Genomic DNA, 25449 nt, shown 5'->3' on the forward strand with positions numbered 1-25449 from the left:
AACAACAAAGGACAAGAATCTTGAGCAAGATATTTGCTGTGGCCAACCAGAAAGGCGGGGTTGGTAAGACCACTACCTGCGTCAACCTGGCCGCATCTTTGGTTGCCAACAAGCGGCGCGTATTGCTGATCGACCTGGACCCCCAGGGCAATGCCACCATGGGCAGTGGTGTGGATAAAAGTGACCTGCAGGTGTCCGGTTACGATGTGCTGGCCGCTGAATTGCCTGTGGAGCAGGCCATTGTCTCCACAGAAAGCGGGTTTGATTTAATCCCCGGCAACGGCGATTTGTCTGCGGCAGAGGTGGAGTTACTCAATCTGGAGGGGCGCGAATCCCGTTTGCGCAATGCTCTTGCCACAGTCGTCAGTCGCTACGATTACGTGATTATCGACTGCCCGCCGTCTTTGAATATGCTGACCGTGAACGCCCTTTGTGCGGCTCACGGCGTGTTAATTCCCATGCAGTGCGAATACTACGCGCTGGAAGGCCTTTCGGCGCTGGTCGATACCATCACTCAGATTCAACAGGCCGCCAATCCAGACCTGAAAATCGAGGGTATCCTGCGCACTATGTACGACCCGCGTAACAGCCTCACCAGTGAGGTATCGGCGCAGTTGCAGGAGTTCTTTGGTGATCGTCTGTACCGCACCTGTATTCCGCGCAATGTGCGCCTGGCGGAAGCGCCCAGTTTTGGTAAACCGGCGTTGGATTATGATCGCCACTCCAAGGGCGCTATCGCTTACCTGGCATTGGCTTGCGAAATCAATCGCCGTCATCCCGCCAGCCAACCTTCCAACAAGAAAACCCGCCCTGTGGCGGAAGCGGTATAAGGGGTAATTACTATGGCCGCGAAGCGCAAAGGACTTGGACGGGGTTTATCCCACCTGATCAGCAATAACGCCAGCAGCGCGATTGCCGAGGTCACCGGTGACACGGAAACTGAAGCTGCTGTAGCCGATGGAGAGTTGAAAGAGCTGCCGATCGAGTTTTTGCAGCGCGGTCGCTATCAGCCGCGCCGGGATTTTCCACAGGAATCCTTGCAGGAGTTGGCGGACTCCATTCGTGCCCAGGGCATTATGCAGCCGATTGTCGTACGCGGCATTGGTGAGCAGAGTTACGAGATTATCGCCGGTGAACGGCGCTGGCGCGCTGCCCAGTTGGCTGGGTTGGAAAAAGTGCCAGCAATAGTGCGCAGCGTCTCCGATGAAGCCGCTATCGCCATGGCGCTGATCGAGAATATTCAGCGCGAAGACCTGAACCCGGTGGAGGAAGCCGTAGCCCTCAAGCGCCTACAGGATGAATTCAAGCTGACCCAGCAGGAAGTGGCCGATGCGGTGGGTAAATCCCGTACCGCAGTGACCAACCTACTGCGTTTGTTGAGCCTCAGTGAAGAAGTGCGCACTTTTCTCGAGCGCGGCGACCTGGAGCTGGGACACGCCAAGGCGCTGCTTGGCCTCTCCGGTGCCACCCAGCGTTCCGCCGCACGTCAGGTTGTCGAGCGCAGCCTCACCGTGCGACAAACAGAAGCGCTGGTGCGTCGCCTGCAACAGCCGGCCACCCCGGCAGCGGAAAAACCCAAGCCCGACCCCAATATCCGACGCCTAACCGAGCGCCTGGCGGAAAAGGTTGGTGTGCCCGTCTCTATCGATCACAACGAAAAGGGCAATGGTCGCCTGGTGCTGAAATTCACCAACCTGGAAGAGCTGGATGGAATTCTCGCCCACCTGGGTTACGCCGAGGATTGAGGCCTTGGCGAAATGCGCGCCCTAGTGGCGCGCGCAATAACTGTTGGCAAATACTCACTGCGCCGAGCCATTCCACCCAAAACCTCCCGAAAATCAAATAAGTTGACGACATTTGCCGGTTGAATCGGCGATGCTGTTGCAGCATAATTCGCACGCCCAAATTTTGGGCGGACAGCGCAAAAAAAGTCGGCTTATCCCGTCTATGACTAAACCCCCGGTATTACGAATTGCCGCGGTACAGCTTCTGCTGGTATCGCTGGCCAGTGCGGTACTGCACTTGAGTGGCAAACCGGTGACGGCGCTCTCTGTATTTATTGGCGGTGCCCTGTGCGCACTGCCCGGAGCATATTTTGGCAGGCGCGCCTTTCGCGATAGCGGTGCGCGCGCGGCCCATCGCGTGGTAGGCAATTTCTACCGCGCGGAAACCGGCAAATTTATATTGACCATGGCGGGTTTTGCGGCAGTTTTTGCCACCGTCAAGCCGCTGAATGCGGCCGCGCTTTTTATCAGCTACGTCCTCTGTGTGATCGTGCAGTGGATTATGGTGGCGCGCATGGTCCGCTAGCCGGCGGATAAGAAAAAAGAATTCTTACTTTTACGATTGTTGAGGAACTATGGCGGGCGAAGCTCTAACTGCGACGGGGTATATCCAACACCACCTGCAAAATATGACTTACGGCAAGCTGCCGGCCGGTTACACCCGTGCCGATGGCTCTGTGCTTAGTGAGTCCACCTGGACTATGGCGCATTCCTCTCAGGAAGCCGCAGATATGGGCTTTTGGGCCCTACATGTGGATACCCTGGGTTGGTCTATCGGCCTCGGTCTGATTTTCTGTTTCCTGTTTGCCCGCGCCGCCAAGAAGGCCAGCGTGGACAAGCCCACCGGTTTCCAGAGTTTTGTGGAGCTGGTCACCGAGTTTATCGACAAACTGGTTAAGGAAACCTTCCCCCACCGCAATACCATGGTTGCCCCAATGGCGCTAACCATTTTTGTGTGGGTCTTCCTGATGAACCTGATGGATCTGGTACCGGTCGACTGGCTGCCCATGGCCGCCGCCAAGATTTCCGGCAACGATCACCTCTTCTTTAAAGTGGTTCCGACCACCGACCCCAATGCCACCCTGGGTATGGCGCTGGCGGTATTCGCGCTGATGATTTTCTTCAGTATTCGCGAGAAAGGTGCGCTGGGCTTCCTAAAAGAGCTGACTCTGCACCCTTTCCATACCGGCAAGCTGTTCTTTGACATCCTGCTGATCCCGGTCAACTTCCTGCTGGAGGCCGTGTCCCTGATCGCCAAGCCGATCTCCCTGGGCCTGCGTCTGTTTGGAAACCTCTACGCCGGTGAAATGATCTTTATCCTGATCGCGATTGTCTTTGGCGTTGGCGTTCTCGGCTTTATCGGTGCGGGCCTCCTGCACATGGGCTGGGCGATTTTCCACGTGCTAGTCATCGTGCTGCAGGCGTTCGTGTTTATGGTATTGAGCACCGTGTACATGGCGATGGCGCACCATCGCGACGATGAGCACGAGCACGATCAATAAGTTTTTTTAACCCTTTTTTCGACCTTTACAACAACTCTTTAACTTTGATTTGGAGAACACAATGGAAGCATTAGGTCTGGTTTACATCGCAAGTGCACTGCTGATCGGTCTGGGCGCCCTGGGCACCGCAATCGGTTTCGGTACCCTGGGTGGCAAACTGCTGGAAGGTTCCGCTCGTCAGCCTGAACAGGCTCCGGCTCTGCAGGGCAAAATGTTCCTGATGGCTGGTCTGCTTGACGCGGTTCCGATGATCGGTGTTGGTATCGCTATGTACCTGATCTTCGCCGTCGCTCCTGGTCTGGTTTAATTACGCCGTTCCAATTGCCCTTAACCCTATTTAAAGAGCAAGAGGTGTCGGTGTGAATATCAACCTGACTCTAATCGGCCAGTCGATCACATTCCTGTTTTTCGTCTGGTTTTGCTGGAAGTTTGTTTGGCCGCCACTTTTGGGCGTGATGAAAGAGCGTGAGAAAAAGATCGCAGATGGTCTTGCTGACGCCGAGCACGCGCAGAAAGACCTGGAACTGGCCAAGCGTAAAGCTGCCGAGCAGCTGAAAGAAGCCAAAGATCAGGCGAGCGAGATTATCGATGGCGCCAACAAGCGCGCCAATCAGATCATCGATGAAGCAAAGCAGTCTGCGCATGCCGAGGGCGACCGCCTGAAAGCTGCGGCCAAAGCTGAGATCGACCAAGAAGTGAATCGCGCTAAAGAGCAACTGCGCAGCCGTGTGGCAGACCTGTCTGTCCTGGGTGCGGAGAAGATTCTCGCGGTCAATATCGACGCTAAGGCGCACGACGACCTGATCGACAAACTGGCAGCCGAGCTGTAAGCGAGGAACCCCATGGCGGAACTCAGCACACTGGCCCGGCCCTACGCTAAAGCCGCATTTGCCTATGCGCAGCAAGCCTCCAACCTCGGTGGTTGGAGCGCTGCGCTGGAAACCGCGGCGGCGGTCAGCCAGAACGAAAAAGTGCGTGAGCTGCTGGATAACCCACAGCTCACCAGTGAAGAGCGCGCAGATAAATTCCTGTCGATCTGTTCAGACGAGCTCGGCGAGCACGGAAAGAACTTCATCCGGTTGCTGGCGGAAAACCACCGCCTGCAGCTGCTGCCGGAAATTTCCGAGCTGTTCGAAGAGCTGAAAGCGCAGGCGGAAGCCACCCTCGAGGTGGAAGTTGTTTCCGCGCAAGCCCTGAGCGATGCACAGGCGCAAGCGCTGAGCCAGAAGCTCAGCGCGAAGTTTGAACGCGAAATACATCTGCACAGCTCGGTGGACGAGAGCCTGCTGGGCGGCGCGATCATCCGTGCCGGTGATACAGTCATCGACGGTTCCGTACGCGGACGTCTGGCCAAGCTCGCCGAGGCGATGAACTCCTAAATTACTCTCCCCGTCGGCGCCAGCCGGCGGGGGACTTGAGGAACAGAGCATGCAGCAACTGAATCCCTCTGAGATCAGTGAAATCATCAAGAGCCGCATCGAAAATCTCGATGTGAGCACTGAAGCCCAAAATGAGGGCACCATTGTTTCCGTATCCGACGGCATCATCCGCATCCACGGCCTGGCCGACGTGATGTACGGTGAGATGATCGAGTTCGAAGGCGGCGTTTACGGTATGGCGCTGAACCTGGAGCGCGACTCCGTTGGTGCTGTAATCCTGGGCGACTACAAATCTCTGGCCGAAGGTCAGAAGTGTCGTTGTACCGGCCGTATCCTGGAAACCCCGGTTGGTCCGGAACTGCTCGGCCGCGTTGTAGACGCGCTGGGTAACCCGATCGACGGTAAGGGCCCGCTGAACAATAAGCTGACCGACGCGGTAGAAAAGGTAGCGCCTGGCGTTATCGCCCGTCAGTCCGTTGACCAGCCTGTACAAACCGGTTTGAAAGCAGTTGATACCATGATCCCGATCGGCCGTGGCCAGCGTGAGCTGATCATCGGTGACCGTCAGATCGGTAAGACTGCTGTGGCGATCGATGCCATCATCAACCAGAAAGGCACCGGCGTTAAGTGTATCTACGTTGCCGTGGGCCAGAAGCAGTCCTCTATTGCCAACGTAGTGCGCAAGCTCGAAGAGCACGGCGCTATGGACCACACCATCGTAGTCGCCGCTGGCGCCGCCGATCCGGCAGCGATGCAGTTCCTGGCTCCCTACGTCGGCTGTACCATGGGTGAGTACTTCCGCGACCGCGGTGAAGACGCCCTGATCGTATACGATGACCTGACCAAGCAGGCTTGGGCCTACCGTCAGATCTCCCTGCTGCTTAAGCGTCCGCCCGGACGTGAAGCCTACCCCGGTGACGTTTTCTACTTGCACTCCCGTCTGCTGGAGCGCGCCGCGCGTGTAAACGCCGACTACGTAGAGAAGTTCACCAATGGTGAAGTGAAAGGCAAGACCGGCTCTCTGACCGCCCTGCCGATCATCGAAACCCAGGCCGGTGACGTATCCGCGTTCGTACCGACCAACGTGATTTCCATTACCGATGGCCAGATCTTCCTCGAGACCGATCTGTTCAACTCCGGTATCCGCCCTGCGATCAACCCGGGTATCTCCGTATCCCGTGTAGGTGGTGCAGCGCAGACCAAGGTGATCAAGAAGCTGTCCGGTGGTATCCGTACCGCTCTGGCTCAGTACCGCGAACTGGCGGCATTCTCCCAGTTTGCCTCTGACCTGGACGAAGCCACCAAGGCCCAGCTGGATCACGGTGAGCGCGTAACCGAGCTGATGAAGCAGAAGCAGTACTCTCCGCTGTCTATCGCGGACATGGCTGTTTCCGTTTACGCCGCTGACAAGGGTTACCTGAAAGAAGTAGAAGTTGCCAAGGTTCTCGATTTCGAAGCCGCCCTGCTCGCTTATATGAACAGCGAACACGCAGAGCTGATGGAGAAAGTGAACGCGACTGGTAACTACAACGACGAAATCGACGCAGCTTTCAAAGCCGCTATCGAGAAGTTCGTCGCTACTAGCAGCTGGTAAGAACTCCCTGGAGAGCGCGAAAGAGCGGCATTGCCGCTCTTTCGGAATCTAACTTCCAGCGAACAAGGTAAATCACTATGGCAGGCGGAAAAGAAGTACGCACAAAAATTGCCAGCATCAAGAGCACGCAGAAGATTACTGCCGCAATGGAAATGGTTGCAGCCAGTAAGATGCGCAGAGCTCAGGATCGCATGGCACTGGGGCGTCCCTACGCCCAGCGCATACGCGCAGTGATCGGCCACGTCGCCAACGCTTCGGCCGAGTACCAGCATATTTACCTGCAGGAGCGCGAGGCCAAGCGGGTTGGTTTTATCCTGGTATCCACTGACCGCGGTCTCTGTGGCGGCCTGAACATCAACATGTTCAAAGCGGCTATTCGCGAGATGCAGGCGTGGTCCGAAAAAGGCGTTGACGTAGAAGTCTGCGCGGTAGGTAACAAGGCGGCCAGTTTCTTTAATGCCATCGGCAGCAAGGTTGTCGCAGCGGTTCGCGACCTGGGCGATGCGCCCCAGGCCAACCGGCTGATTGGCTCAGTAAAAGTAATGCTGGACCGTTACGCAGAAGGCGATATCGATCGCCTGTTCCTGGTATCCAACGAGTTTATCAACACCATGTCGCAGAAGCCGCGGGTCGAGCAATTGCTGCCGCTGCCGAAGGACGAAGATGAAAAACTCATGCACGAGTGGGACTACCTCTACGAGCCGGATCCGGTTGAATTGCTGGATGGATTGCTGGCTCGCTATATCGAGTCTCAGGTATACCAGGCAGTAGTTGAAAACAAAGCCTGTGAGCAGGCAGCGCGTATGATCGCGATGAAGAGCGCCACCGATAACGCCGGTGAGCTGATCGATCAGTTGCAGCTTGTCTACAACAAGGCGCGCCAGGCGGCCATTACCCAGGAACTGTCCGAAATTGTCGGCGGTGCGGCGGCGGTTTAATCCGCTGCCCCTAGCAGTAATGGTCAGCCTAGAAAGAATTTAAAGCTGAGGATCCGGAAATGAGTAACGGGCAAATTGTGCAAGTGATCGGAGCGGTCATCGACGTGGAATTCCCACGCGATTCTGTTCCGAATGTATACGACGCACTGGTGGTTGAGGACAAGAACCTCACCATGGAAGTGCAGCAGCAGTTGGGTGACGGCGTGGTACGCGCTATTGCCATGGGTTCATCCGAAGGTATCAGCCGCGGTCTGCCCGTGCGCAATACCGGCGCTCCGGTTTCTGTACCGGTTGGCCTGGAAACCCTGGGTCGCATCATGGACGTGCTCGGCAACCCGATTGACGAGTGTGGCCCTATCGGTGAGAAAGAGCGCTCCTCTATCCACCGCGCCGCGCCGACCTACGAAGAGCAGTCCAGCTCTACCGAACTGCTGGAAACCGGCATTAAGGTAATCGACCTGGTTTGCCCGTTCGCCAAGGGTGGTAAAGTTGGTCTGTTCGGTGGTGCCGGTGTTGGTAAAACCGTAAACATGATGGAACTGATCAACAACATCGCTACCGAGCACTCCGGTCTGTCCGTGTTCGCCGGTGTTGGTGAGCGTACCCGTGAAGGTAACGACTTCTACTACGAGATGGCTGAATCCGGCGTTGTTGACCTGGAAAACAAAGCCAACTCCAAAGTGGCGATGGTTTACGGTCAGATGAATGAGCCGCCCGGCAACCGTCTGCGCGTAGCCCTGACCGGCCTGACCATGGCGGAAAAATTCCGCGATGAAGGCAAAGACGTACTGTTGTTCGTCGACAACATCTACCGCTACACCCTGGCCGGTACCGAAGTATCCGCACTGCTGGGCCGTATGCCTTCTGCGGTAGGTTACCAGCCGACCCTGGCGGAAGAGATGGGCGTTCTGCAGGAGCGTATTACCTCCACCAAGACCGGTTCTATCACCTCCATCCAGGCGGTATACGTACCGGCGGATGACTTGACTGACCCGTCTCCGGCGACCACCTTCGCGCACTTGGACTCCACCGTAGTACTGAGCCGTGATATCGCCGCCAAAGGTATTTACCCGGCTGTTGACCCGCTGGACTCCACCTCCCGTCAGCTGGACCCGCAGGTAATCGGTCAGGAACACTACGAAGTGGCTCGTGGCGTTCAGTCCGTACTGCAGCGCTACAAAGAGCTGAAGGACATTATCGCGATCCTGGGTATGGACGAACTGTCTGAAGAAGACAAGCAGACCGTAGCCCGCGCCCGTAAGATCGAGCGCTTCCTGTCCCAGCCTTTCCACGTTGCGGAAATCTTCACTGGTGCACCAGGTAAATACGTTTCCCTGAAAGAAACCATCCGTGGCTTCCAGGGCATCCTGAGCGGTGAATATGACCACATGCCTGAACAGGCCTTCTACATGGTGGGAACCATCGACGAAGCTGTGGAAAAAGCCAACAAGAGCAAAGGCTAAGCCAGAGAGGCATATACTATGGCCATGACAGTACATTGTGACATTGTCAGCGCCGAGCAGTCTCTCTTCTCCGGACTGGTGCAGATGGTGATTGTGAGTGGTATCGAAGGTGAGCTGGGTCTCTCCTACGGCCACGCGCAACTGCTAACCGCCCTGAAGCCCGGTCCGGTACGCATCATCAAACCCGGTGGTGAAGAGGAAGTACTGTTCGTCAGCGGTGGCTACGCCGAAGTTCAGCCGAACATGGTTACCATCCTCGCGGATGTAGCCGAGCGTGAAATTGATGAGGAAGCTGCACAGAAGGCCCGCGAAGAAGCGGAACACGCCCTGCACAAAGCGCCCTCTGAAGTCGATTATGCGCGTATCTCAGCCCAACTGGCCGAAGCCGAGGCGCGTCTGCGCACCCTGCAGGCAATCCGCAAGGCGGCCGGCAAGTAAGCAGTTCTTACAGTTTGTAAGGCCTGTTTTTGGCGACAAAAAAGCAGCTTCGGCTGCTTTTTTTGTTTCTTGAATACGCTGTTTCCCCACAATCTCCCTATCTCATCTCCGCGCCTTTCTATACTGGATGTTGGCTGATCAAGCTAAATGTATTCCATCAATTAAAAATGGCGCTGATTTATGTTTTTTATAAGGTTGTATCAGGCCTCTTTTCAAAAACTTGCGGCTTTTTTGATGTGTCTTATGCTGTCCTGGGCAATGGATAGCCACTCTCAGTTCTATACCTACCATACCCCTGCAGAATATCTCAGAGAGACTAAACCCATAATTATTCCCGGAAACATTTTTGTGACAGGAATTGTTCCTAAAAAGAACCATGTGCCGAGTCATTTAAAAGAATTTGGTTTTTATCACTCGGGCTGGGATGAAGATGATATTCCCGAGGTAGCAAAATTCTCTACATTTGTAGATGTTTGGTGTTTTGACATAGACCTGATGGAAGTCGCCAGGAGACACGGATTAAAAATTTGGGTGGCACTGGCTCCAATTTTTTTTAAGGATTTTGGCAAGAATAAACAGGAAGATTACCGAGAGCGGTGGGAAAGAGCTAGGCATCAATTACTGCCCTTTAAAGATATTATTTACGCCTTTGATCCACTGGATGAACCTTTTCAACGCTCCTCTTTGCCTGATAAAGAATTAAAACTTTACTTTGAAGAAATTGGAGCGCTGATAAAGAAAGACTTTCCTACGGCAAAGTTGGCAATTACTTTTACACATAATACGGTGAGTCAAGCGAGATTTCAGTTGATTGTTCCTGAAAATTTTAATTTATTTGGAGTTGATTATTATTATGGTGTAGATTTTCAAAATAAGATTGTTGAAAAATTGATGCATAAAACCCAGCACATGGATGCTAAATATTATTTAATTCCTAGAGGGTTCAAGACGACTAATAATGATTACGAGACTTTATCAGTAACTGAACTTCTTTTACGAGCAAGACAGGCTTACAATTTTGCGGTTTCTCACTCAAAAGTAGAGGTGGTCTTTCCATTCCACTGGAAAGGATTTGTAGAGCACACAGAAACTTATATTGGAATTGAAAATATACCCGTATTACGCAATGAATATGAGAAAATGGGTAGGGCAATATCCAGAGATAGATAATTTATTACGAGAGTCTTTCCGATGGTAAAAAATCCCGATCACGTCACGATTGCTGTTACAGATTTAGAGAGAAGCAAGCATTTTTTTGAGTTGCTCGACTTTGAATTGAAAATAACTGATGTTATTTCAGGGGAGGAAGTTGCCAAATATATGGATGTACCCGATATAGAAGCTGATCACTTAACCATGGTGTTAAAGGGCGCTGAACCAAGGTTTGAGATTCAATTACTGCATTATAGAAACCCAAAAATATTCTCCGATCCAAAAATATCGAATTTAGCGCGTCCTGGATACAACCATCTCTGCTTCAGGGTCGAAAATATTGAGTTGGCTGTTGATCATTTGAGAAAAAATGGTATTAAGATTCGCAGTCATATCATGGAGTACTTACATAGAAAGTTGGTATATATTGAAGGACCAGAATACATTACTGTGGAGCTAGCGGAATGGCTTTAATAGGATTGAGTTAAAAGCAAGTAATATTGTTTTAATAGTTTTACATCTGCTCTTTCATTTTGTTGAATATATTAGTCGCTAATCTTTCATTGGCACAAAAAACTCTCGAAAAAAATTAATAGTCCCCTAAACTGTGACCTTCTATTCTCAGGGAGAGATTCATGTCTAATAATTTGACTTTTTACACCAACCCCCAGTCACGTGGATGTATCGTGCGCTGGATGTTGGAAGAGCTGGGTTTATCGTATCGCACAGAAGTACTTGAGTACGGCGAGCCGATGAAGACGCCTAAATACTTGGCCATTAATCCAATGGGCAAGGTGCCAACAGTGATTCACGGTGAGAGAATCATTACTGAAACGGCGGCTATTTGTGTCTATCTGGCAGAAGTTTTTGGTAATGCAGAACTGGCGCCAAAGAGTGATGATGAGAAAGCAAGCTATTACCGCTGGATGTTCTTTGCAGCTGGGCCCATGGAACAGGCCATTGTGAACAAGAATATCTTTGGTGACGAAGCCAGTGCGGATAACCAGATGATGCTTGGTTACGGTAACTACCAATTGGCGCTGGATACTCTCTCTGAATGGATAAAATCCAACCCCTATATCCTAGGTGAGCGATTTACTGCTGCGGATGTTTATATCGCTGCTCAACTGGGCTGGGGTATGGAATTTGGCACTATTGAGAAGCGAAAAGAGTTTCAGGAATATGTGGAGCGCTTGTCTAAACGCGAGGCTTTTCAGCGTGCGCAAGCTCTTGATCAAGCCCTTCTGAAAGAGGTTGATGAGGCCTAGCAGAAGGTGACCCTAGTGACTTTTTAAAGCCCTGCCTAGCAGGGCTTTTTTGTCGTTGCGATTTTAAATCGCGATGACCTTTATTTGATATACCTGTGGAAGATGATCTTTTTCTGGTTGCTGATCAGGCCACAGGATTTATTCTTGCTTCTGCCAATTCATCATCTGCTTTAGTCAGTAATCTCATTGAATTCCAAAGCAGCTACTCTATCTATACGACGTTTCTTTCCACTAGACGATGACTATATTTCTAATTCTTCTTATTGAATGAGTATTGATAGCGATAAACCCAAGAGTGAGCGGGCTGTCTTGCGTGAGCAAATGGATGCCAGCCTGCATGAATATGAACGAGAGAGTCGCTCGCTGTTATTGTCATCTGTTGCCGCAGGGTTGGAGATCGGCTTCAGTTTTTTTTTGATGATGGCGCTGTTTAGTAGTTTTTATGGGGAATTGGGAAAACCAGCTTTACATCTTGTGTTGTCTTTGAGCTATCCCGTTGGTTTTATCCTGGTCATTATCGGTCGAACAGACCTTTTTACAGAACATACGACTCTGGCAATTCTTCCGGTTGTGGATGGAAGGCAACGGTTACGAGATTTAGGGCGCATTTGGGGGTTGATTTATCTGGGCAATATGATTGGTGCTTTTATCTTTGCACTTATGCTGGTGAGTTATGCCCTGGTTAGTCAAAACATTACTCAGGAAGGGTTTGATTACTATGGGCAGAAGCTCATTGACGATAGTAATGTGGCGCTGTTTCTTGGGGCGATTCTGGCTGGTTGGCTAATGGGACTGCTCGGTTGGTTGGTTTCATCCAGTACAGACACCATTGGTCGAATCACTGTTATTGCCATAGTGACCTTTGTTATTGGTCTAGGAAGCCTGCCCCACTGTATTGCGGGAGCCGTAGCCATTTTTAGTGCCTGGATTGGTGGAGAAGGGGTTGTTGATTGGTTAGAGCTACTGCGATTTCAAGTCATCGCCACATTGGGTAATACCTTTGGTGGTGCGGTATTTGTGGGGCTACTGAAATATGGATATATCACCAATAACTTGCCCTAGTAGATGTGTTATTCCCAAGGGTCAATGGGAGTAGTGCCCGGCAGTTACTGCCGGGCTATGAGTTAGGGGCACACCCTGTGTGCTAGTGCACCCAGTGGTGGCGCTCCATCTTCTCCTGTACCGCTTCCGCCGTAGGAGCGGGCATAGCGCTGATAGGCAGGCGCTCATGGAAGAACGCCAAGCGTTCGCCAGCACCCATTTCATTCATGGTTTCCGCCTCAAACACACGGCCGTTGATCACTGTGTAGGAAATGTTCTCCGACAGGCGCAGGTTGTCCAGGGGGTTGCCGTCGATCACGATCAGGTCAGCGAGCTTACCTGCCTCGATACTGCCGATATCGCCATCCATACCCAAGTAGCGGGCACCATCGATGGTACCGGCGCGGAAGGCCTCCCAAGGGGTAAAGCCGCCCTGCTCCATCATCCACATCTCCCAGTGAGCTCCCAGTCCTTCGCGCTGGCCGTGGGCGCCGATATGTACGGTGACACCTTCATCGCGCAGCTGCTTGGCCTGGCGGGCCACATTAAAGTGGTTGTAGTGGGCATCCGGTGCAGTGGGGCGACGGATAGAGCGAGGGTTAACAATAAAGTCCGGAGTAAAGCGGGTCAGGCGCTCGTTTTTCCACACTTCGGTGCGGTCATACCAGTACTCCTCACCCCAGAGACCGCCGTAGGCCACGACAAAGGTCGGTGTATAACCCACTTGGGTTTGGCTCCACAGTTGCTCCACATCGCCGTAGACATTGGCGATCGGCAGCGAGTGCTCGATACCGGTATGCCCATCCACAATCATGTTCATATTGTGCTGGTACTTACCGCCGCCTTCGGGCACTACCATAATGCCGGCCTCGCGGCCTGCCTGCAGCACTTGCTGGCGCTGGTCGCGGCGTGGCTGGTTGTAGCTCTTCACCGAAATGGCGCCCATTTCCTTGAGACGGTTGACGTGGAACTGAGCGTCCTCCAGGGAGTTGATCTTGGCTTTGTAGCCTGGACCTTTGGCGCCATAGAGGATGGTGCCAGTGGAGAAAATACGCGGTCCGGTAATCAAGCCGGCCTTTTGCATTTCTGCGGCGGAGAAGATCTCGCTGCTGTCATTGGAGGGGTCGTGAATGGTGGTCACGCCAAATGCCAGGCTGGAGAACAGGTTCCAGTTCTGCTGCGGGATAATTTCTTCGCGACCCTGAGCGCCGTGGGCATGAGCGTCAATCAGCCCAGGCAATACGGTTTTGCCTGTGATATCGATGCGCTTCGCCTCGGCGGGAATTTCCACCTCTGCAGCTGGACCCACCGCGACAATGCGGTTGCCCCGGAACAGTACTACGCCATTGTCGATAATTTCGCGGGTGTTCTCCGCATCGCGCATAGTGACGACCTTGCCACCGGTGAGGGCAACGAGATCTGTCTGATTGTCGAAGGACTGCTCAAAGCTCAGGTCGATGCCTTCAGAAACCGGTTCTGGCAGTTCCTCTGGAGCGCCGGCGACAAATTCGAAGGCGTCTTTTAATTCGCGCTCGAAAAGTTTGGGGCCGTGCGCCCAGCCCAAGGTGTCACTATCGGCGGACCAGTGTAGATATTCACCGGCGCGTTTGGATACCTGGGTGACTTTAACCGCTTTGCTATCGGGGCCGATTACCTCGGACTTGCCGGTGTGCATAAAGGGCGCGACAAAGGCTTTGAAGTCCTGGGTAAAGGCGACCCACTTGCCGTTCGGGGATAGGCGGAAGGAGGTGATCTCAGCGCCATGCAGGTGCTCGCGCTCATCTTTGCCTTCCAGGTTGGTGCTCTTCAGTACGCGTTTGCCGCCGCCGACGTGTTGGTACTCGGAGAAATAGATACGCTCGTCGTTAGCGCCGAAGTGTGGCTCATAGCCGGACTTCACGACCCGGCGCTGCCAGTCGCCGTTGACGTCTGCCAGATAGATACCCGGCTCCAAGGAGTACTCGGGGCTCAGCAGGTAGCCACCGGTAAAGCGGCGGTAGGCTACGGTGTCACCACTGGGGGAGAAGCTCGGCTCTACGTACAGGCCGGGCTGCTTGGTGATGTTTTTGCCGCGACCGCTGCGTGCGGATACCACCCGTACATGACCGAGTTTTTGGTCGTCCCAGGTGACATAGGTGATCTCGCGACCATCGCGGGACCAGCTGGGGTAAAACTCAAAGTGGTCGTCCTGACGGGTCAGGCGACGACGCTCACCACTGTCGACATCCTGGATATAAATCTTGCCCAAGGCCTGGAAAGCGACCTGCTTGCCGTTGGGGGATTTCTGTGCCCAGCGAATCATCTTCACATCGAAGGTTTCCGGGGCTACCTCCACCGGGAAACGCACCGCATCGGCCACCTGCTTCTCGACCTTCACATGGGCTTCAATTGGCGCGACGCTGTCCCCGTTTATTGAGATGCGCAGGAATTTGCCGCCGGTCCATACGATCAGCGACTCGCCATCGGGCATCCAGTCGTATTGCACATAGTTGCCATGGGGGCCGAAAATTTCCTGTAGGTCGCGTTCGAGGCCTGCGTAAACCGGGGTTTCCAAGCCGGTTTCCAGGTCTTTCAGGAACAGGGAGGTCCGATTGTCCTGGCGGCGGATAAAGGCCAGTTTGCTGCCATCCGGGGAGGGTACGGGTGCCACCGCACCGCCGGGACCGGAGATAAAGGTCTCCTCTTCACCGTCCTGGAGGTCGTAGCGGTTGATGGCAAAAATCTCCTGGGTGGAGTTTTTGTTGTACTCCCATACGGTGCCAGGGGTGGTGTCGATGGAGTAATAGACATAGCGTCCATCCGGGGAGAATGCCGGATCGGCAATATTTTTCTGCGCGATATCGCCACCGATACGCTCTTTCAGTTGGCGCCCCTCACCGCCACCGTAGTGATACATCCAGATTTCACCGGCGGGGATACTGCGTCCGGACATAAAACCTTTGCGCGCTACCAGGTACTGGCCATCGGGGCTCCAGTTGGGTGAGTGCAGTAGATTTTCCTTCTCAGTGGTGAGCTGGCGAAGGTTTTCGCCATTGCGGTCCATCAACCAGATATTGTCGGCACCATCGCGGTCGCTGATAAATACGATGCTCTTGCCATCCGGGCTGAAGCGCGGCTGCATATTCCAGGCGATCTCATTGGTCAGTGCTATCGCCTCGCCGCCTGCTACCGGCACTGTGTAGATATCGCCGAGCATATCGAACAGGATGGTTTTGCCATCCGGGCTGATATCCAGGTTGCTCCAGGTAGTCTCGCGGGTGTCCAACTGGATCGGTTTAAATTCGTAGGGCGGCTTGTTGATATCCCAGGATTGATCTTCCTGCTTCTCTTCCTTTGCTTCCTGGTCTTTTGTGATTTCTTCTGCCGACGCTAAAGCTCCTGCTGGCAAAGACAGCGCCAGTGCTGCTAGAGCCAATAGGTGGCGCCGTGGTTTTTTTTGCGCGATCGTATTCATGGACAATTTCCCTCCACCGCATTTTTCTGCGCCGGTTCTTACTGTTCTGTTGTAATGGGTAATGAATTGATTTTCAGGACACTAAAGTACCGGTATCGCCGTTTGGCGGCAATCGCAATGCGCCTAGCGCCATGCTGCCGGGGTGGGTTGAGTTAGTGGGGGCGAGTGGCCACAATGTTGCCAAATTTATGAAATTAGAGAGATTTCAAACCAATATGACTATCGACGTTGTGATTTTGGCCGCGGGCAAAGGCTCCCGTATGCGATCTGACCTGCCCAAAGTGCTGCACCCGATTGGCGGAATTCCCATGTTGGGGCATGTAATTGAGACAGCGCGGCAGTTGCAGGGCGTTGAAATCACCGTGGTTGTCGGACACGGCGCGGATCAGGTGCGGGAGCGTTTTGCCGATAGTGGTGTGAAATTTGTCGAGCAGACGGAACAGTTGGGTACTGGCCATGCTGTGGCGCAGGCGATTCCCCAGTTCCGCGAGGGCTCCACCGTCTTGGTGCTCTATGGGGATGTGCCACTGGTCAGGGCGGGCACTTTGCAGTCCCTGTTGTCGGCGGCAGACCGCGGCCCCGCCCTGCTCTCGGTAGAAATGGCCAATCCGGCCGGCTATGGGCGCATAGTGCGCGACGATACAGGCCGAGTGCAGGCGATTGTCGAAGAGAAGGATGCCGATGCCGATACTCTGGCTATCCGCGAGGTAAACACCGGCATCCTGGCGGCCCCGGCGGATTTGTTGGCACGTTGGTTGCCAGAGCTGTCTTGTGAGAATGCCCAGGGCGAATACTACCTGACCGATGTCATTGCACGCTCGGTGAGCGAGGAAATTGCGGTGACCGGCGAGCGTGCCAGTGACACGCTGGAAGTGGCCGGCGTCAATAGTCGCGCCCAGCAGGCGCAAATGGAACGTGCCCTGCAGCACACCCGTGCAGTGGCGCTGATGAATGCCGGGGTGACCCTGCTCGATCCGGCCCGAATCGACATCCGCGGCAGTCTCGAATGCGATACGGATGTAGCTATCGACATCAATTGCATCTTTGAAGGCAAGGTCTCTCTAGGTAAAGGCGTGCAGATTGGCCCCAATTGCCTGCTGAAAAACTGTCGTTTAGCGGATGGCACCCGTGTGGAGGCCAACTCGGTCATTGAAGGTGCCGATGTGGGTGAAGCCTGCACCATAGGTCCTTTTGCCCGCCTGCGCCCCGGCACCGAGCTGGCTAATGGAGCCAAGGTGGGTAATTTTGTCGAAACCAAAAAGGCCAAAGTGGGTGTCGGTAGTAAGATTAATCACCTCTCTTATGTGGGGGATTCGGTCTTGGGCGATTCGGTCAATATCGGTGCCGGCACCATCACCTGTAATTACGATGGTGTGAATAAGTCCCTCACCGAAATTGGTGACGGGGCTTTTATCGGTTCCAATACCGCCCTGGTTGCCCCGGTGAAAGTCGGCAGTGGTGCCACCGTCGGGGCGGGTTCCACCATCACCCGGGAAGTGGGTAGCGAGGAGCTGGCCGTGGCCCGGGGCAAGCAGCGTAATATCACCGGCTGGGAGCGCCCGATAAAGCGAAATTAAGTTTTACCCTTTCGATATGAAATCCGCTGGAAAATCGAATTCCGGCGGGATTTCACTCCTCCCACCCGGTGGGACACCTCCTTTCCATTAAACTTGCGCTTCGGGAACAAAAGGAATGGCCCGATGCACAAGCCCAGAATGCAGCTGCTCGCCAGCTTCGATATCGCCTCTTTACAGTATCTGGATGAATCTGGACAAACCACCCAGGCGCTACCCGATTTCGCCACCCCAGATACTCTGGTTGCCCTATACCGGCAAATGACCCTGGCGCGTATGGTGGATGATCGCGCGGTGAAGATGCAGCGTACCGGTCAACTTGGCACCTACCCATCCAGCCTCGGACAGGAAGCCATCGGCGTGGGTGTAGGTGCCGCCATGGCAAAAGAAGATGTCTACTGTCCCAACTACAGGGAAACCGGCGCCCTTTTGGAGCGGGGTGTGCGCATAGAGGAAATCTACGCTATTTGGGGGGGGGACGAACGGGGCCAGAATTATCGCCATGTGCGCGAAGACTTGCCGCTAAGCGTGCCTATAGCGACACAGATGCTGCACGGCGCCGGCGTTGCCTTTGCCCTCAAATATAAACACGAGCAACTCAGTGAGCCCATGCGCGCTGCGGTTACCAGTGGCGGTGACGGCGCCACGTCAAAAGGGGATTTCTACGAAGCTATCAACCTGGCAGGGGATTGGAAGTTACCGTTGGTGGTGGTGATCAATAACAACCAGTGGGCTATTTCCCTGCCCCGCTCCGGGCAAACCGCCTGTAAAACCCTTGCACAGAAAGCGATTGCCGCAGGAATCCCCAGTTTGCAGGTGGATGGCAATGATGTCATCGCTGTTTACCAAGCCGTTTTAGAAGCGCTGCAGCAGGCCCATGCCGGCGGCGGCCCCTCACTGATTGAGGCGGTGACTTATCGCCTCTGTGATCACACCACCGCCGATGACGCCAGCCGCTACCAACCACCAGAGGGGCTTAAGGAGGCTTGGAGCAAAGAGCCACTGAGGCGCTTGAGAACCTATTTGGAAGGACTGGGAATCTGGGGAGATGCCCAAGAAGAGGAACTGCAGCGGGAGTTGAAAGAGATCCTGGAGGAGGCCGTTCATGCATATCGGCAAAAATCCCAGGACACGCCCACGGCTATTTTTGACCATCTCTATGAAACATTGCCCGAGGCCTTTATCGAGCAATACCAGCAACTGAAGGGGGACAGCTGATGGCGCAAATCACCCTGGTGGAAGCGGTCACCCAGGCGCTCGCCTTTGAGATGCAAAGAGACCCCAAGGTGGTGTTATTCGGTGAGGATGTGGGACTCAACGGTGGTGTATTTCGCGCCACCGATGGCCTGCAAGCGCGCTTTGGCCGTGAGCGGGTACTGGATACACCGCTGGCGGAAAATATGATCGCCGGGATTGCTATCGGTATGGCCGCACAAGGCCTGCGGCCGGTAGCCGAGTTCCAGTTTATGGGGTTTATCTACCCCGCCCTCGACCAAATCCTCAGCCACGCAGCACGCTACCGCAACAGAACCCGGGGGCGGCTATCCTGCCCTGTTGTCTATCGGGCACCTTATGGCGGTGGTATCCATGCCCCGGAGCACCACTCGGAGAGCACCGAAGCGCTGTTCGCCCATATCCCCGGTTTGCGTCTAGTGGTGCCCTCCTCTCCGGCGCGAGCCTACGGCCTGTTGCTGGCAGCGATTCGCGATCCCGATCCGGTTGTCTTCCTCGAACCCAAGCGGATCTACCGCGCAGTGCGCCAGGAAGTGATCGACAATGGTGAAGCACTGCCTCTAGATCGAGCCTTTGTCCTGCGTAAGGGCAGTGATATCACCCTGATCGCCTGGGGGGCCTCTCTGAAGGAAACTCTACAGGTTGCCGAGCAGCTATCCACCGAAGGTATCGAAGCCGAGGTGATAGATCTCGCCACCCTAAAACCCCTGGATATCCACACCATTATCGATTCTTTGGAAAAGACCCATCGCTGTGTTTTGGTACATGAAGCTGCACGCTTTTGTGGACTGGGCGCGGAAGTGGCCTCGCAGATCAATGAATATGCCTTCGACCTGCTGCACGCCCCGGTACAGAGGGTAACGGGCTTCGATACGGTGATGCCCTACTTCCAGCTTGAGGAAGCCTATCTACCCGGTGTGCCGCGGATTATGACGGCGGTGCGCGAGGTACTCGAATACGCCAGTGGAGGGGTGGCATGAAAATTTTCACTTTACCGGACCTCGGTGAGGGTCTGCCCGATGCGGTAGTGCGGGAATGGCATGTACATGAGGGAGATGAAATTGCCGCCCACGAGAGCCTGGTCACTGTCGAGACCGCCAAAGCGCTAGTGGAAGTGCCCGCCCCTTGGGGGGGGAAGATTGAAAAGCTCTTCGCGCAGCCGGATCAAACCGTCAATGTGGGCGAACCCCTTGTGGGTTTTGTCGCTGAAGGCAGTGTTCAAGAGGCATCGCCATCAGAGGTGCCCGCTGAGGTTACTTCTCCCAAAGAGGCCGTCATCACGGCTGAACCTGAAGAGGAAAAAGTGTGCGGCGCGTCGGCACCTCATCAAGCACGGGCCGACAGTGGGACTGTCGTGGGCAAGTTGGAGCAAGGAGAGGATGTCCTCGGCGTCGAGCAGGATATCAGCGAGGCTCCCAAACGGCTGGCAACACCTTCGGTTCGCGCCCTGGCCCGGCGCCTGGGAGTGGAGCTGGAAAAACTCTCCACGGCTGGAGCTTTGGTCACTGCGGCACAGGTACGTGCTGCTGCGGGGGCTAAATTTAGTGCCGTGGAGGAAAACGCCGAGCAAACACAATCTCCAGTGCCGGTGAAGGAGGTAGCAAAAGCCTCAAAGCCGGGAGAGATTATGACACCGGCACGGCGTGCCATGGGTATATCCATGAGTCATGCCCGGGACCAGGTGGCACAGATTACCCTGTGTGATGATGCGGATATATCCAGTTGGTGGGGCAGCGCCCCGGCGCTGTTGAAATTGATTCGCGCCGTGCAGTCTGCCTGTATTGCCGAGCCGACCCTTAACGCTTTTTTCCAGGATGATCAGCTGACGCCTCAGAAGTCGGTCAATATCGGATTGGCGGTGGATTCTCCTCGCGGCCTATTTGTCCCTGTTCTGAAAGATGTGGCTGCGCGCTCGGATAAATCATTAATGGCCCAGGTGGCCGATTTTAAACACCAGGCCCGGGAAACCGGCATTGCCCAGAGTGACTTACAGGGTGCAACCATTCTCTTATCCAATTTTGGCACTATCGCCGGTCGCTACGCGACACCGGTCGTGCTGCCGCCAACAGTGGCGATTGTCGGTGCAGGCAGGGTTTGCCAGGGCGTCGTGGTGATAGACCGCTGGCCGGCGATGCGCCCCCTACTGCCTCTCTCCATTAGTGCGGATCACCGCGCGGTAACCGGTGGTGAGTTGGCGCGTTTTCTCAAGGCGATGTTATCCGCCCTTTCAGCTTAAGTACCGTTTAAGAGCTGCCACTATCTATCTTGCCTGTATCCTGCTGGGCCGTCGGGCCTTCATTTTTTTGAAATCTGTGTGGGAACTTATCTTTCATTTTGCTATCTTTAAGTTTCGAAACGAAAGTTAAGTGGTTATGTCGAAACGTAATACACAACAGCGCCGCCATGGCATTATGAGTCTTTTGAATGAGGCCGGAGAGGCGAGTGTTGAAGAACTGGCTCGGCGCTTCGAAACTTCAGAAGTTACGATTCGAAAGGATCTCACCGCGATGGAAAACCACGGTCTGCTGTTGCGCCGCCGCGGTGGTGCCATACCGGTGCCGCGTGAGCTGGTGGTGGAAGAAGGTCCATCGGAAGTTAAACGCGCTATCAGTCGCGCCGCTGCAGCCCTAATTCCAGACCATCATCGAATAGTTATCGACTATGGCCGCACCACTGCGGCGATGATTCCAGAGCTGGAGTGCAAGCGCGGTCTGGTGGTAATGACCAATTCCCTGCACGTGGCTAACGCCCTACGGGAGCTGGAGAACGAGCCAACCCTGTTGATGACTGGCGGCACCTGGGACCCACACTTCGAAGCCTTTCAGGGCAAGGTAGCAGAGCAGGTATTGCGCGATTACGACTTCGACAGAGCTTTTATTGGTGCCGATGGCATAGACCTGGAGCGCGGTACCTGCACCTTCAACGAACAGATAGGTCTTTCCCGGGTAATGGCGGAAGTTGCACGAGAAGTAGTGGTATTAGCGGAGTCCAGCAAGGTCGGCAGGCGAATCCCCAATTTGGAACTATCCTGGAGCCAAGTGGATGTACTGGTGACAGATTCCGGGCTGGAGGAGAGCGCGCGCCAGCAATTGCAAAAGCTGGGGGTGCGGGTTATCTGCGCATCCACAAGCTCAGTGGCTGGCGGTTAGCGAGAGAATAAACAAAAGACTTTTAGGAATTGCGAGGAGAAAGATATGTGTGGAATTGTTGGGGCACTGGCCCAGCGCAATGTGACCGGTATCCTTCTTGAGGGCCTGCGTCGTTTGGAGTATCGGGGCTATGATTCTGCAGGCGTCTGTCTACGCGGTGATGATGGCCGGTTACAGTTACGCAAGAGTTTGGGGAAGGTTGCTGACCTGGAAGCCAAATTGAAGGCAGAACCCGCTGGGGGGCACCAGGGAATTGCCCATACCCGCTGGGCGACTCACGGCGTGCCATCCGATGAAAACGCCCATCCCCATATGTCCGGACACATCGCTTTGGTGCATAACGGTATTATCGAAAATCACCAAGCACTGCGCGAAGAGTTGCAGGCCAAGGGTTATAAATTCGCTTCGGATACCGATACCGAAGTGGTGGTTCACCTGATCCACTCACTCAGCGGAGAGGGGCTGGGCTTAATGGAGGCGGTGAGCAAGGCGACCAAAATGTTGGAGGGTGCCTATGCCCTCGCCGTGATCAGCAGTGAGGAGCCGGAGGTCCTGGCCTGTGCGCGCTACGGAAGTCCTTTAGTTCTGGGCGTCGGCATTGAGGAAAACTTTATTGCCTCGGACCCGATGGCCCTGCGCCAGGTGACCGATCGCTTTATTTTCCTCGAAGAAGGCGATGTGGCAGAGGTGCGCCACACGGGTATTTCGGTCCGCGATAAGAGCGGCGAAGAAGTAAGCCGCCCGGTGCATAAGCTCGATTCCGGCCATGATGTGGCCGAAAAGGGTCACTATCGCCACTACATGCAAAAGGAAATCTTCGAGCAGCCAGAAGTCGTTGCAGCGACCCTGGCTGGGCGTATCGGAGACCACTCGGTACTGTCGCAAGCGCTGGGTAGCCGCGCCCAAGAGATTTTGCCCAAGGTGGAGCAGGTGCAGATTGTGGCCTGTGGCACCAGTTACCATGCGGGCATGGTTGCACGTTACTGGCTGGAGGACTGGGCGGGCGTTCCCTGCTCGGTAGAGGTGGCCAGCGAAATCCGCTACCGCAAGACGGTTGTGCGTCCCGGCACCTTGTTCGTGACTATTTCCCAGTCTGGTGAGACCGCGGATACCCTGGCGGCCCTGCGCCAGGCCAAAGAACTCGGCTACCTGGGTTTTATGACGATCTGCAATGTGCCCAACAGCTCCCTGGTGCGTGAATCCGAGCTGTCTTTGATGACGGAGGCGGGCCCTGAAATTGGCGTGGCTTCCACCAAAGCCTTTACCACTCAACTGGTGGCTCTGCAGCTGTTCAGTCTTGCCCTGGCCAAGGCCAATGGGCTCCCTAGTGAGCGCGAGGCCGAGCTGGTGGATGCTTTGCATCAGTTGCCGCAGCTGATGGAGGAATTTACCGGCCTTGATAAGCTGGTTCAGTTGACCAGTGAGGCTTTTGCGGAGAAAAACCATGCGTTGTTCCTCGGACGCGGTGTTGAGTTTCCCATTGCCCTTGAGGGTGCATTAAAGCTCAAGGAAATCTCCTACATTCACGCGGAAGCCTACCCGGCCGGAGAGCTCAAGCACGGCCCGCTGGCCCTGGTGGATGCGGACATGCCTGTGATTGTTGTGGCTCCCAATGATGAGCTGTTGGAAAAGCTGAAGTCCAATTTACAGGAAGTTCGCGCTCGCGGCGGCCAGCTGTTTGTATTCGCCAGCCCCAAGGCCGGTTTCACCAGTGAGGAGGGAATCACTGTGATTGAAGTGCCCGACTCTCCAGAGAGCCTGGCACCAATCCTCTACACTGTGCCCCTTCAGCTGCTCAGCTATCACGTGGCGCTACTGAAAGGCACCGATGTGGATCAGCCGCGAAACTTGGCTAAATCGGTCACTGTGGAGTAATTCTGTAAAGCCATGGATGGCTTATGTAGATTGAAAATAAAGCATCATAATTTTACAGCAGTCTGGGCTATGCTGAATAAAATAAGCGTAGCTTGGATGCTTTAAATGAATAAATTCTTTTCCTTCTTATCCCCCCACCCTTAAGAAATCAGTGAACTCCAAGAGTCTGCCATTATAAAACGGCTTCAAAAGAAAAACGTGTCCAAGGCTTTGTCAAAGATTAAAAATCCCTTTTGACCGTTCGGGATGTCCCTAGCAGAGGCGAGGTCCATCGACGGCCTGCGCTGACACATGATCGTCTAGCCCTTTATTTCTTAGCTAGAGTGGTGGCTTTTTTCATATTCGGCTAGCAAGCCATCGTCAGTGATATTAGGGAACAGTTTTCTCTTGGCCCTGAATTAACCATAGACGTAAGAAATTTCTGATCAAGGCAGGGGAATAGCAGAAGTCGATAATCTTGATACGCCAGATAAAATTGTATTTTTTTAAGAAGTGTTACAGAAACTGAATGAGACACATTACTGGAAAATTGAGAGCAAGATAGGTGATTTGCCTCAAGTGCGTTGTCGTACTCAACATCAAGATGGCGATCTGTCCTACAGCTATTTTCATGTCGTGATTGCAGGAGATATAGCGAATTATTTTCAAGTACTGGAAATTGAGCTAACGAATAAAAATTAAAATCTGACACTAAAAAATCTTTTTTAGATATCCTAGATGAATTCATATAATGATGAAGGGCTAAATACGATGAGCTAGAAGCGGTAATATATTTTTAAAAAAACTTCAGTTCGAGAGTATTTTGGTGATCCCATCAATAAAATAAAAAGTGAACAGGATGCGCTGGCTTTATGAATAGAAAGAGCAGCACAGAAAGTAATAGATATTTAAAGAAAAGTTACTGGTTTGAATGCAAAAATTTAAGAGACTTTTTTTGCTCTCCAGAATCCTAAAATATAGTAGTTAATATTTTATCTAAAAAAGCAATTTTCACACAGTTATTTATTTTCTTGGTGCTGAGTGGGTATGCATTATGAGTGGGTTTATGAGAGTGAAGGAAATAGCCCAGTGAGATATCAGCGTGATGCATATCGGTAGATGATTTAGCCCTTTGCATCAATCAAAATATGTAAACCTAACTGAGAAAAATTCTCAGTTAGGTGAGGGACTTACAAAGATTTTATATGCAAATATTTTCGGATATAAGGTAATGGTATTTCTTCTGGATGCCCACTACCCCCTCGAGGATGGTGGTTGAGGAAGCCTTGGGTAATCTTACTTTTTTGGACTTTCTTTTTTTTATACAGGCTCTCTCTATATATCACAGAAAATTATCTTTAAAAGAAAAAGCTAAGTTGTGAGCTTAGCTTGCCTTGTAGCGTAATTTTACGGAGGCTTTAATAGCCTATTATGCCAACTTCGAAATAGAGTATCGAAAATTTAAATAAACCGGGCAATTAGAAAGTGGAAATGCCCTGGCCGTCCCTCTACTTTCCAACCATAACCTGGTGATGCCGGCGCGGACTCGCTCGTTGTTAGAGCGGTTAAGATCAGATTTTATTAAGTGGTCATTATAAAAATGGCAATATAACAAAAAGTCACAAA

22 protein-coding genes are annotated in these 25449 nt (G+C 53.5%); 21 read left to right on the forward strand and 1 reads right to left on the reverse strand.

What is annotated here, in order from left to right:
• Window positions 1-20: 20 nt before the first annotated feature.
• The 15 genes from ACXAFI_RS17840 to ACXAFI_RS17910 all read left to right on the forward strand — a co-directional run bounded on the left by ACXAFI_RS17840 (window position 21) and on the right by ACXAFI_RS17910 (window position 12580).
• The gene (locus tag ACXAFI_RS17840; protein WP_475109885.1) at window positions 21-830 is read left to right on the forward strand and encodes a ParA family protein; all 810 of its coding nucleotides are present in this window, start codon (window positions 21-23) and stop codon (window positions 828-830) included.
• Between the two features lie 12 nt (window positions 831-842).
• A complete protein-coding gene (locus ACXAFI_RS17845) occupies window positions 843-1745 on the forward strand; it encodes a ParB/RepB/Spo0J family partition protein (RefSeq protein ID WP_444920557.1) in 903 nt (300 codons plus the stop codon).
• 202 nt (window positions 1746-1947) lie between these two features.
• Window positions 1948-2310, forward strand: coding sequence for an ATP synthase subunit I (locus ACXAFI_RS17850; RefSeq protein WP_152455995.1), 363 nt, complete (start codon window positions 1948-1950; stop codon window positions 2308-2310).
• Between the two features lie 49 nt (window positions 2311-2359).
• Window positions 2360-3286: a F0F1 ATP synthase subunit A gene (gene atpB / locus ACXAFI_RS17855; protein ID WP_152455993.1), complete on the forward strand. Its 927-nt coding sequence runs from the start codon at window positions 2360-2362 to the stop codon at window positions 3284-3286.
• Window positions 3287-3347: 61 nt separating this feature from the next.
• Window positions 3348-3593, forward strand: a complete 246-nt coding sequence (gene atpE / locus ACXAFI_RS17860; protein WP_020413895.1) for a F0F1 ATP synthase subunit C — start codon at window positions 3348-3350, stop codon at window positions 3591-3593.
• 52 nt (window positions 3594-3645) lie between these two features.
• The gene (locus ACXAFI_RS17865) at window positions 3646-4116 is read left to right on the forward strand and encodes a F0F1 ATP synthase subunit B (protein WP_152455991.1); all 471 of its coding nucleotides are present in this window, start codon (window positions 3646-3648) and stop codon (window positions 4114-4116) included.
• 12 nt (window positions 4117-4128) lie between these two features.
• Window positions 4129-4665 (forward strand): F0F1 ATP synthase subunit delta, encoded by a 537-nt coding sequence (locus ACXAFI_RS17870; protein WP_152455990.1) that lies wholly within the window; start codon window positions 4129-4131, stop codon window positions 4663-4665.
• Between the two features lie 49 nt (window positions 4666-4714).
• Complete coding sequence (gene atpA, locus ACXAFI_RS17875) at window positions 4715-6259, forward strand: F0F1 ATP synthase subunit alpha (protein WP_152455988.1); 1545 nt, start codon at window positions 4715-4717, stop codon at window positions 6257-6259.
• Between the two features lie 77 nt (window positions 6260-6336).
• Window positions 6337-7197, forward strand: coding sequence for a F0F1 ATP synthase subunit gamma (gene atpG, locus ACXAFI_RS17880; protein WP_444920555.1), 861 nt, complete (start codon window positions 6337-6339; stop codon window positions 7195-7197).
• 59 nt (window positions 7198-7256) lie between these two features.
• Complete coding sequence (atpD, locus tag ACXAFI_RS17885; RefSeq protein ID WP_444920554.1) at window positions 7257-8660, forward strand: F0F1 ATP synthase subunit beta; 1404 nt, start codon at window positions 7257-7259, stop codon at window positions 8658-8660.
• A gap of 18 nt (window positions 8661-8678) precedes the next feature.
• Complete coding sequence (locus ACXAFI_RS17890) at window positions 8679-9098, forward strand: F0F1 ATP synthase subunit epsilon (protein WP_020413901.1); 420 nt, start codon at window positions 8679-8681, stop codon at window positions 9096-9098.
• Between the two features lie 348 nt (window positions 9099-9446).
• A complete protein-coding gene (locus ACXAFI_RS17895; protein ID WP_475109886.1) occupies window positions 9447-10268 on the forward strand; it encodes a hypothetical protein in 822 nt (273 codons plus the stop codon).
• Window positions 10269-10289: 21 nt separating this feature from the next.
• Window positions 10290-10724: a VOC family protein gene (locus ACXAFI_RS17900; RefSeq protein ID WP_475109887.1), complete on the forward strand. Its 435-nt coding sequence runs from the start codon at window positions 10290-10292 to the stop codon at window positions 10722-10724.
• A gap of 161 nt (window positions 10725-10885) precedes the next feature.
• Window positions 10886-11518 (forward strand): glutathione S-transferase family protein, encoded by a 633-nt coding sequence (locus ACXAFI_RS17905; RefSeq protein WP_444920551.1) that lies wholly within the window; start codon window positions 10886-10888, stop codon window positions 11516-11518.
• Between the two features lie 267 nt (window positions 11519-11785).
• The gene (locus tag ACXAFI_RS17910; protein ID WP_444920550.1) at window positions 11786-12580 is read left to right on the forward strand and encodes a formate/nitrite transporter family protein; all 795 of its coding nucleotides are present in this window, start codon (window positions 11786-11788) and stop codon (window positions 12578-12580) included.
• Window positions 12581-12662: 82 nt separating this feature from the next.
• Here the strand turns inward: ACXAFI_RS17910 and ACXAFI_RS17915 are convergent, their stop codons facing one another.
• Window positions 12663-16013: an amidohydrolase family protein gene (locus ACXAFI_RS17915; RefSeq protein WP_475109888.1), complete on the reverse strand. Its 3351-nt coding sequence runs from the start codon at window positions 16011-16013 to the stop codon at window positions 12663-12665.
• Window positions 16014-16201: 188 nt separating this feature from the next.
• Between ACXAFI_RS17915 and glmU the strand changes: the two genes are divergently transcribed.
• From glmU to glmS, 6 genes are all read left to right on the forward strand, one after another.
• Window positions 16202-17590 carry a bifunctional UDP-N-acetylglucosamine diphosphorylase/glucosamine-1-phosphate N-acetyltransferase GlmU gene (glmU, locus tag ACXAFI_RS17920; RefSeq protein WP_475109889.1) on the forward strand — a complete coding sequence of 463 codons (1389 nt, stop codon included), beginning with the start codon at window positions 16202-16204 and terminating at the stop codon, window positions 17588-17590.
• Window positions 17591-17713: 123 nt separating this feature from the next.
• A complete protein-coding gene (gene pdhA / locus ACXAFI_RS17925; RefSeq protein ID WP_475109890.1) occupies window positions 17714-18805 on the forward strand; it encodes a pyruvate dehydrogenase (acetyl-transferring) E1 component subunit alpha in 1092 nt (363 codons plus the stop codon).
• Window positions 18805-19800, forward strand: coding sequence for an alpha-ketoacid dehydrogenase subunit beta (locus ACXAFI_RS17930; RefSeq protein WP_475109891.1), 996 nt, complete (start codon window positions 18805-18807; stop codon window positions 19798-19800). Before pdhA ends, ACXAFI_RS17930 begins: the two co-directional genes overlap by 1 nt.
• Window positions 19797-21056, forward strand: coding sequence for a dihydrolipoamide acetyltransferase family protein (locus tag ACXAFI_RS17935; RefSeq protein WP_475109892.1), 1260 nt, complete (start codon window positions 19797-19799; stop codon window positions 21054-21056). The genes ACXAFI_RS17930 and ACXAFI_RS17935 overlap by 4 nt, the downstream gene beginning before the upstream one ends.
• Before the next feature lie 136 nt (window positions 21057-21192).
• Window positions 21193-21969 (forward strand): DeoR/GlpR family DNA-binding transcription regulator, encoded by a 777-nt coding sequence (locus ACXAFI_RS17940; RefSeq protein ID WP_152455971.1) that lies wholly within the window; start codon window positions 21193-21195, stop codon window positions 21967-21969.
• 45 nt (window positions 21970-22014) lie between these two features.
• Window positions 22015-23844 carry a glutamine--fructose-6-phosphate transaminase (isomerizing) gene (gene glmS / locus ACXAFI_RS17945; RefSeq protein ID WP_475109893.1) on the forward strand — a complete coding sequence of 610 codons (1830 nt, stop codon included), beginning with the start codon at window positions 22015-22017 and terminating at the stop codon, window positions 23842-23844.
• The last annotated feature ends 1605 nt before the right edge of the window (window positions 23845-25449 follow it).

It is taken from the genome of Microbulbifer sp. ABH2_005 (genome assembly GCF_056160005.1).

What these genes read in the sequence shown, in the direction of transcription:
- atpG (WP_444920555.1), top strand. Translation starts at nt 6,337, where the DNA reads ATGGCAGGCGGAAAAGAAGTACGCACAAAAATTGCCAGCATCAAGAGC.
- pdhA (WP_475109890.1), top strand. Translation starts at nt 17,714, where the DNA reads ATGCACAAGCCCAGAATGCAGCTGCTCGCCAGCTTCGATATCGCCTCT.
- glmS (WP_475109893.1), top strand. Translation starts at nt 22,015, where the DNA reads ATGTGTGGAATTGTTGGGGCACTGGCCCAGCGCAATGTGACCGGTATC.
- ACXAFI_RS17905 (WP_444920551.1), top strand. Translation starts at nt 10,886, where the DNA reads ATGTCTAATAATTTGACTTTTTACACCAACCCCCAGTCACGTGGATGT.
- ACXAFI_RS17870 (WP_152455990.1), top strand. Translation starts at nt 4,129, where the DNA reads ATGGCGGAACTCAGCACACTGGCCCGGCCCTACGCTAAAGCCGCATTT.
- ACXAFI_RS17935 (WP_475109892.1), top strand. Translation starts at nt 19,797, where the DNA reads ATGAAAATTTTCACTTTACCGGACCTCGGTGAGGGTCTGCCCGATGCG.
- ACXAFI_RS17850 (WP_152455995.1), top strand. Translation starts at nt 1,948, where the DNA reads ATGACTAAACCCCCGGTATTACGAATTGCCGCGGTACAGCTTCTGCTG.
- glmU (WP_475109889.1), top strand. Translation starts at nt 16,202, where the DNA reads ATGAAATTAGAGAGATTTCAAACCAATATGACTATCGACGTTGTGATT.
- ACXAFI_RS17890 (WP_020413901.1), top strand. Translation starts at nt 8,679, where the DNA reads ATGGCCATGACAGTACATTGTGACATTGTCAGCGCCGAGCAGTCTCTC.
- atpB (WP_152455993.1), top strand. Translation starts at nt 2,360, where the DNA reads ATGGCGGGCGAAGCTCTAACTGCGACGGGGTATATCCAACACCACCTG.
- ACXAFI_RS17940 (WP_152455971.1), top strand. Translation starts at nt 21,193, where the DNA reads ATGTCGAAACGTAATACACAACAGCGCCGCCATGGCATTATGAGTCTT.
- ACXAFI_RS17910 (WP_444920550.1), top strand. Translation starts at nt 11,786, where the DNA reads ATGAGTATTGATAGCGATAAACCCAAGAGTGAGCGGGCTGTCTTGCGT.
- atpE (WP_020413895.1), top strand. Translation starts at nt 3,348, where the DNA reads ATGGAAGCATTAGGTCTGGTTTACATCGCAAGTGCACTGCTGATCGGT.
- ACXAFI_RS17930 (WP_475109891.1), top strand. Translation starts at nt 18,805, where the DNA reads ATGGCGCAAATCACCCTGGTGGAAGCGGTCACCCAGGCGCTCGCCTTT.
- atpA (WP_152455988.1), top strand. Translation starts at nt 4,715, where the DNA reads ATGCAGCAACTGAATCCCTCTGAGATCAGTGAAATCATCAAGAGCCGC.
- ACXAFI_RS17900 (WP_475109887.1), top strand. Translation starts at nt 10,290, where the DNA reads ATGGTAAAAAATCCCGATCACGTCACGATTGCTGTTACAGATTTAGAG.
- ACXAFI_RS17845 (WP_444920557.1), top strand. Translation starts at nt 843, where the DNA reads ATGGCCGCGAAGCGCAAAGGACTTGGACGGGGTTTATCCCACCTGATC.
- atpD (WP_444920554.1), top strand. Translation starts at nt 7,257, where the DNA reads ATGAGTAACGGGCAAATTGTGCAAGTGATCGGAGCGGTCATCGACGTG.
- ACXAFI_RS17915 (WP_475109888.1), bottom strand. Translation starts at nt 16,013, where the DNA reads ATGAATACGATCGCGCAAAAAAAACCACGGCGCCACCTATTGGCTCTA.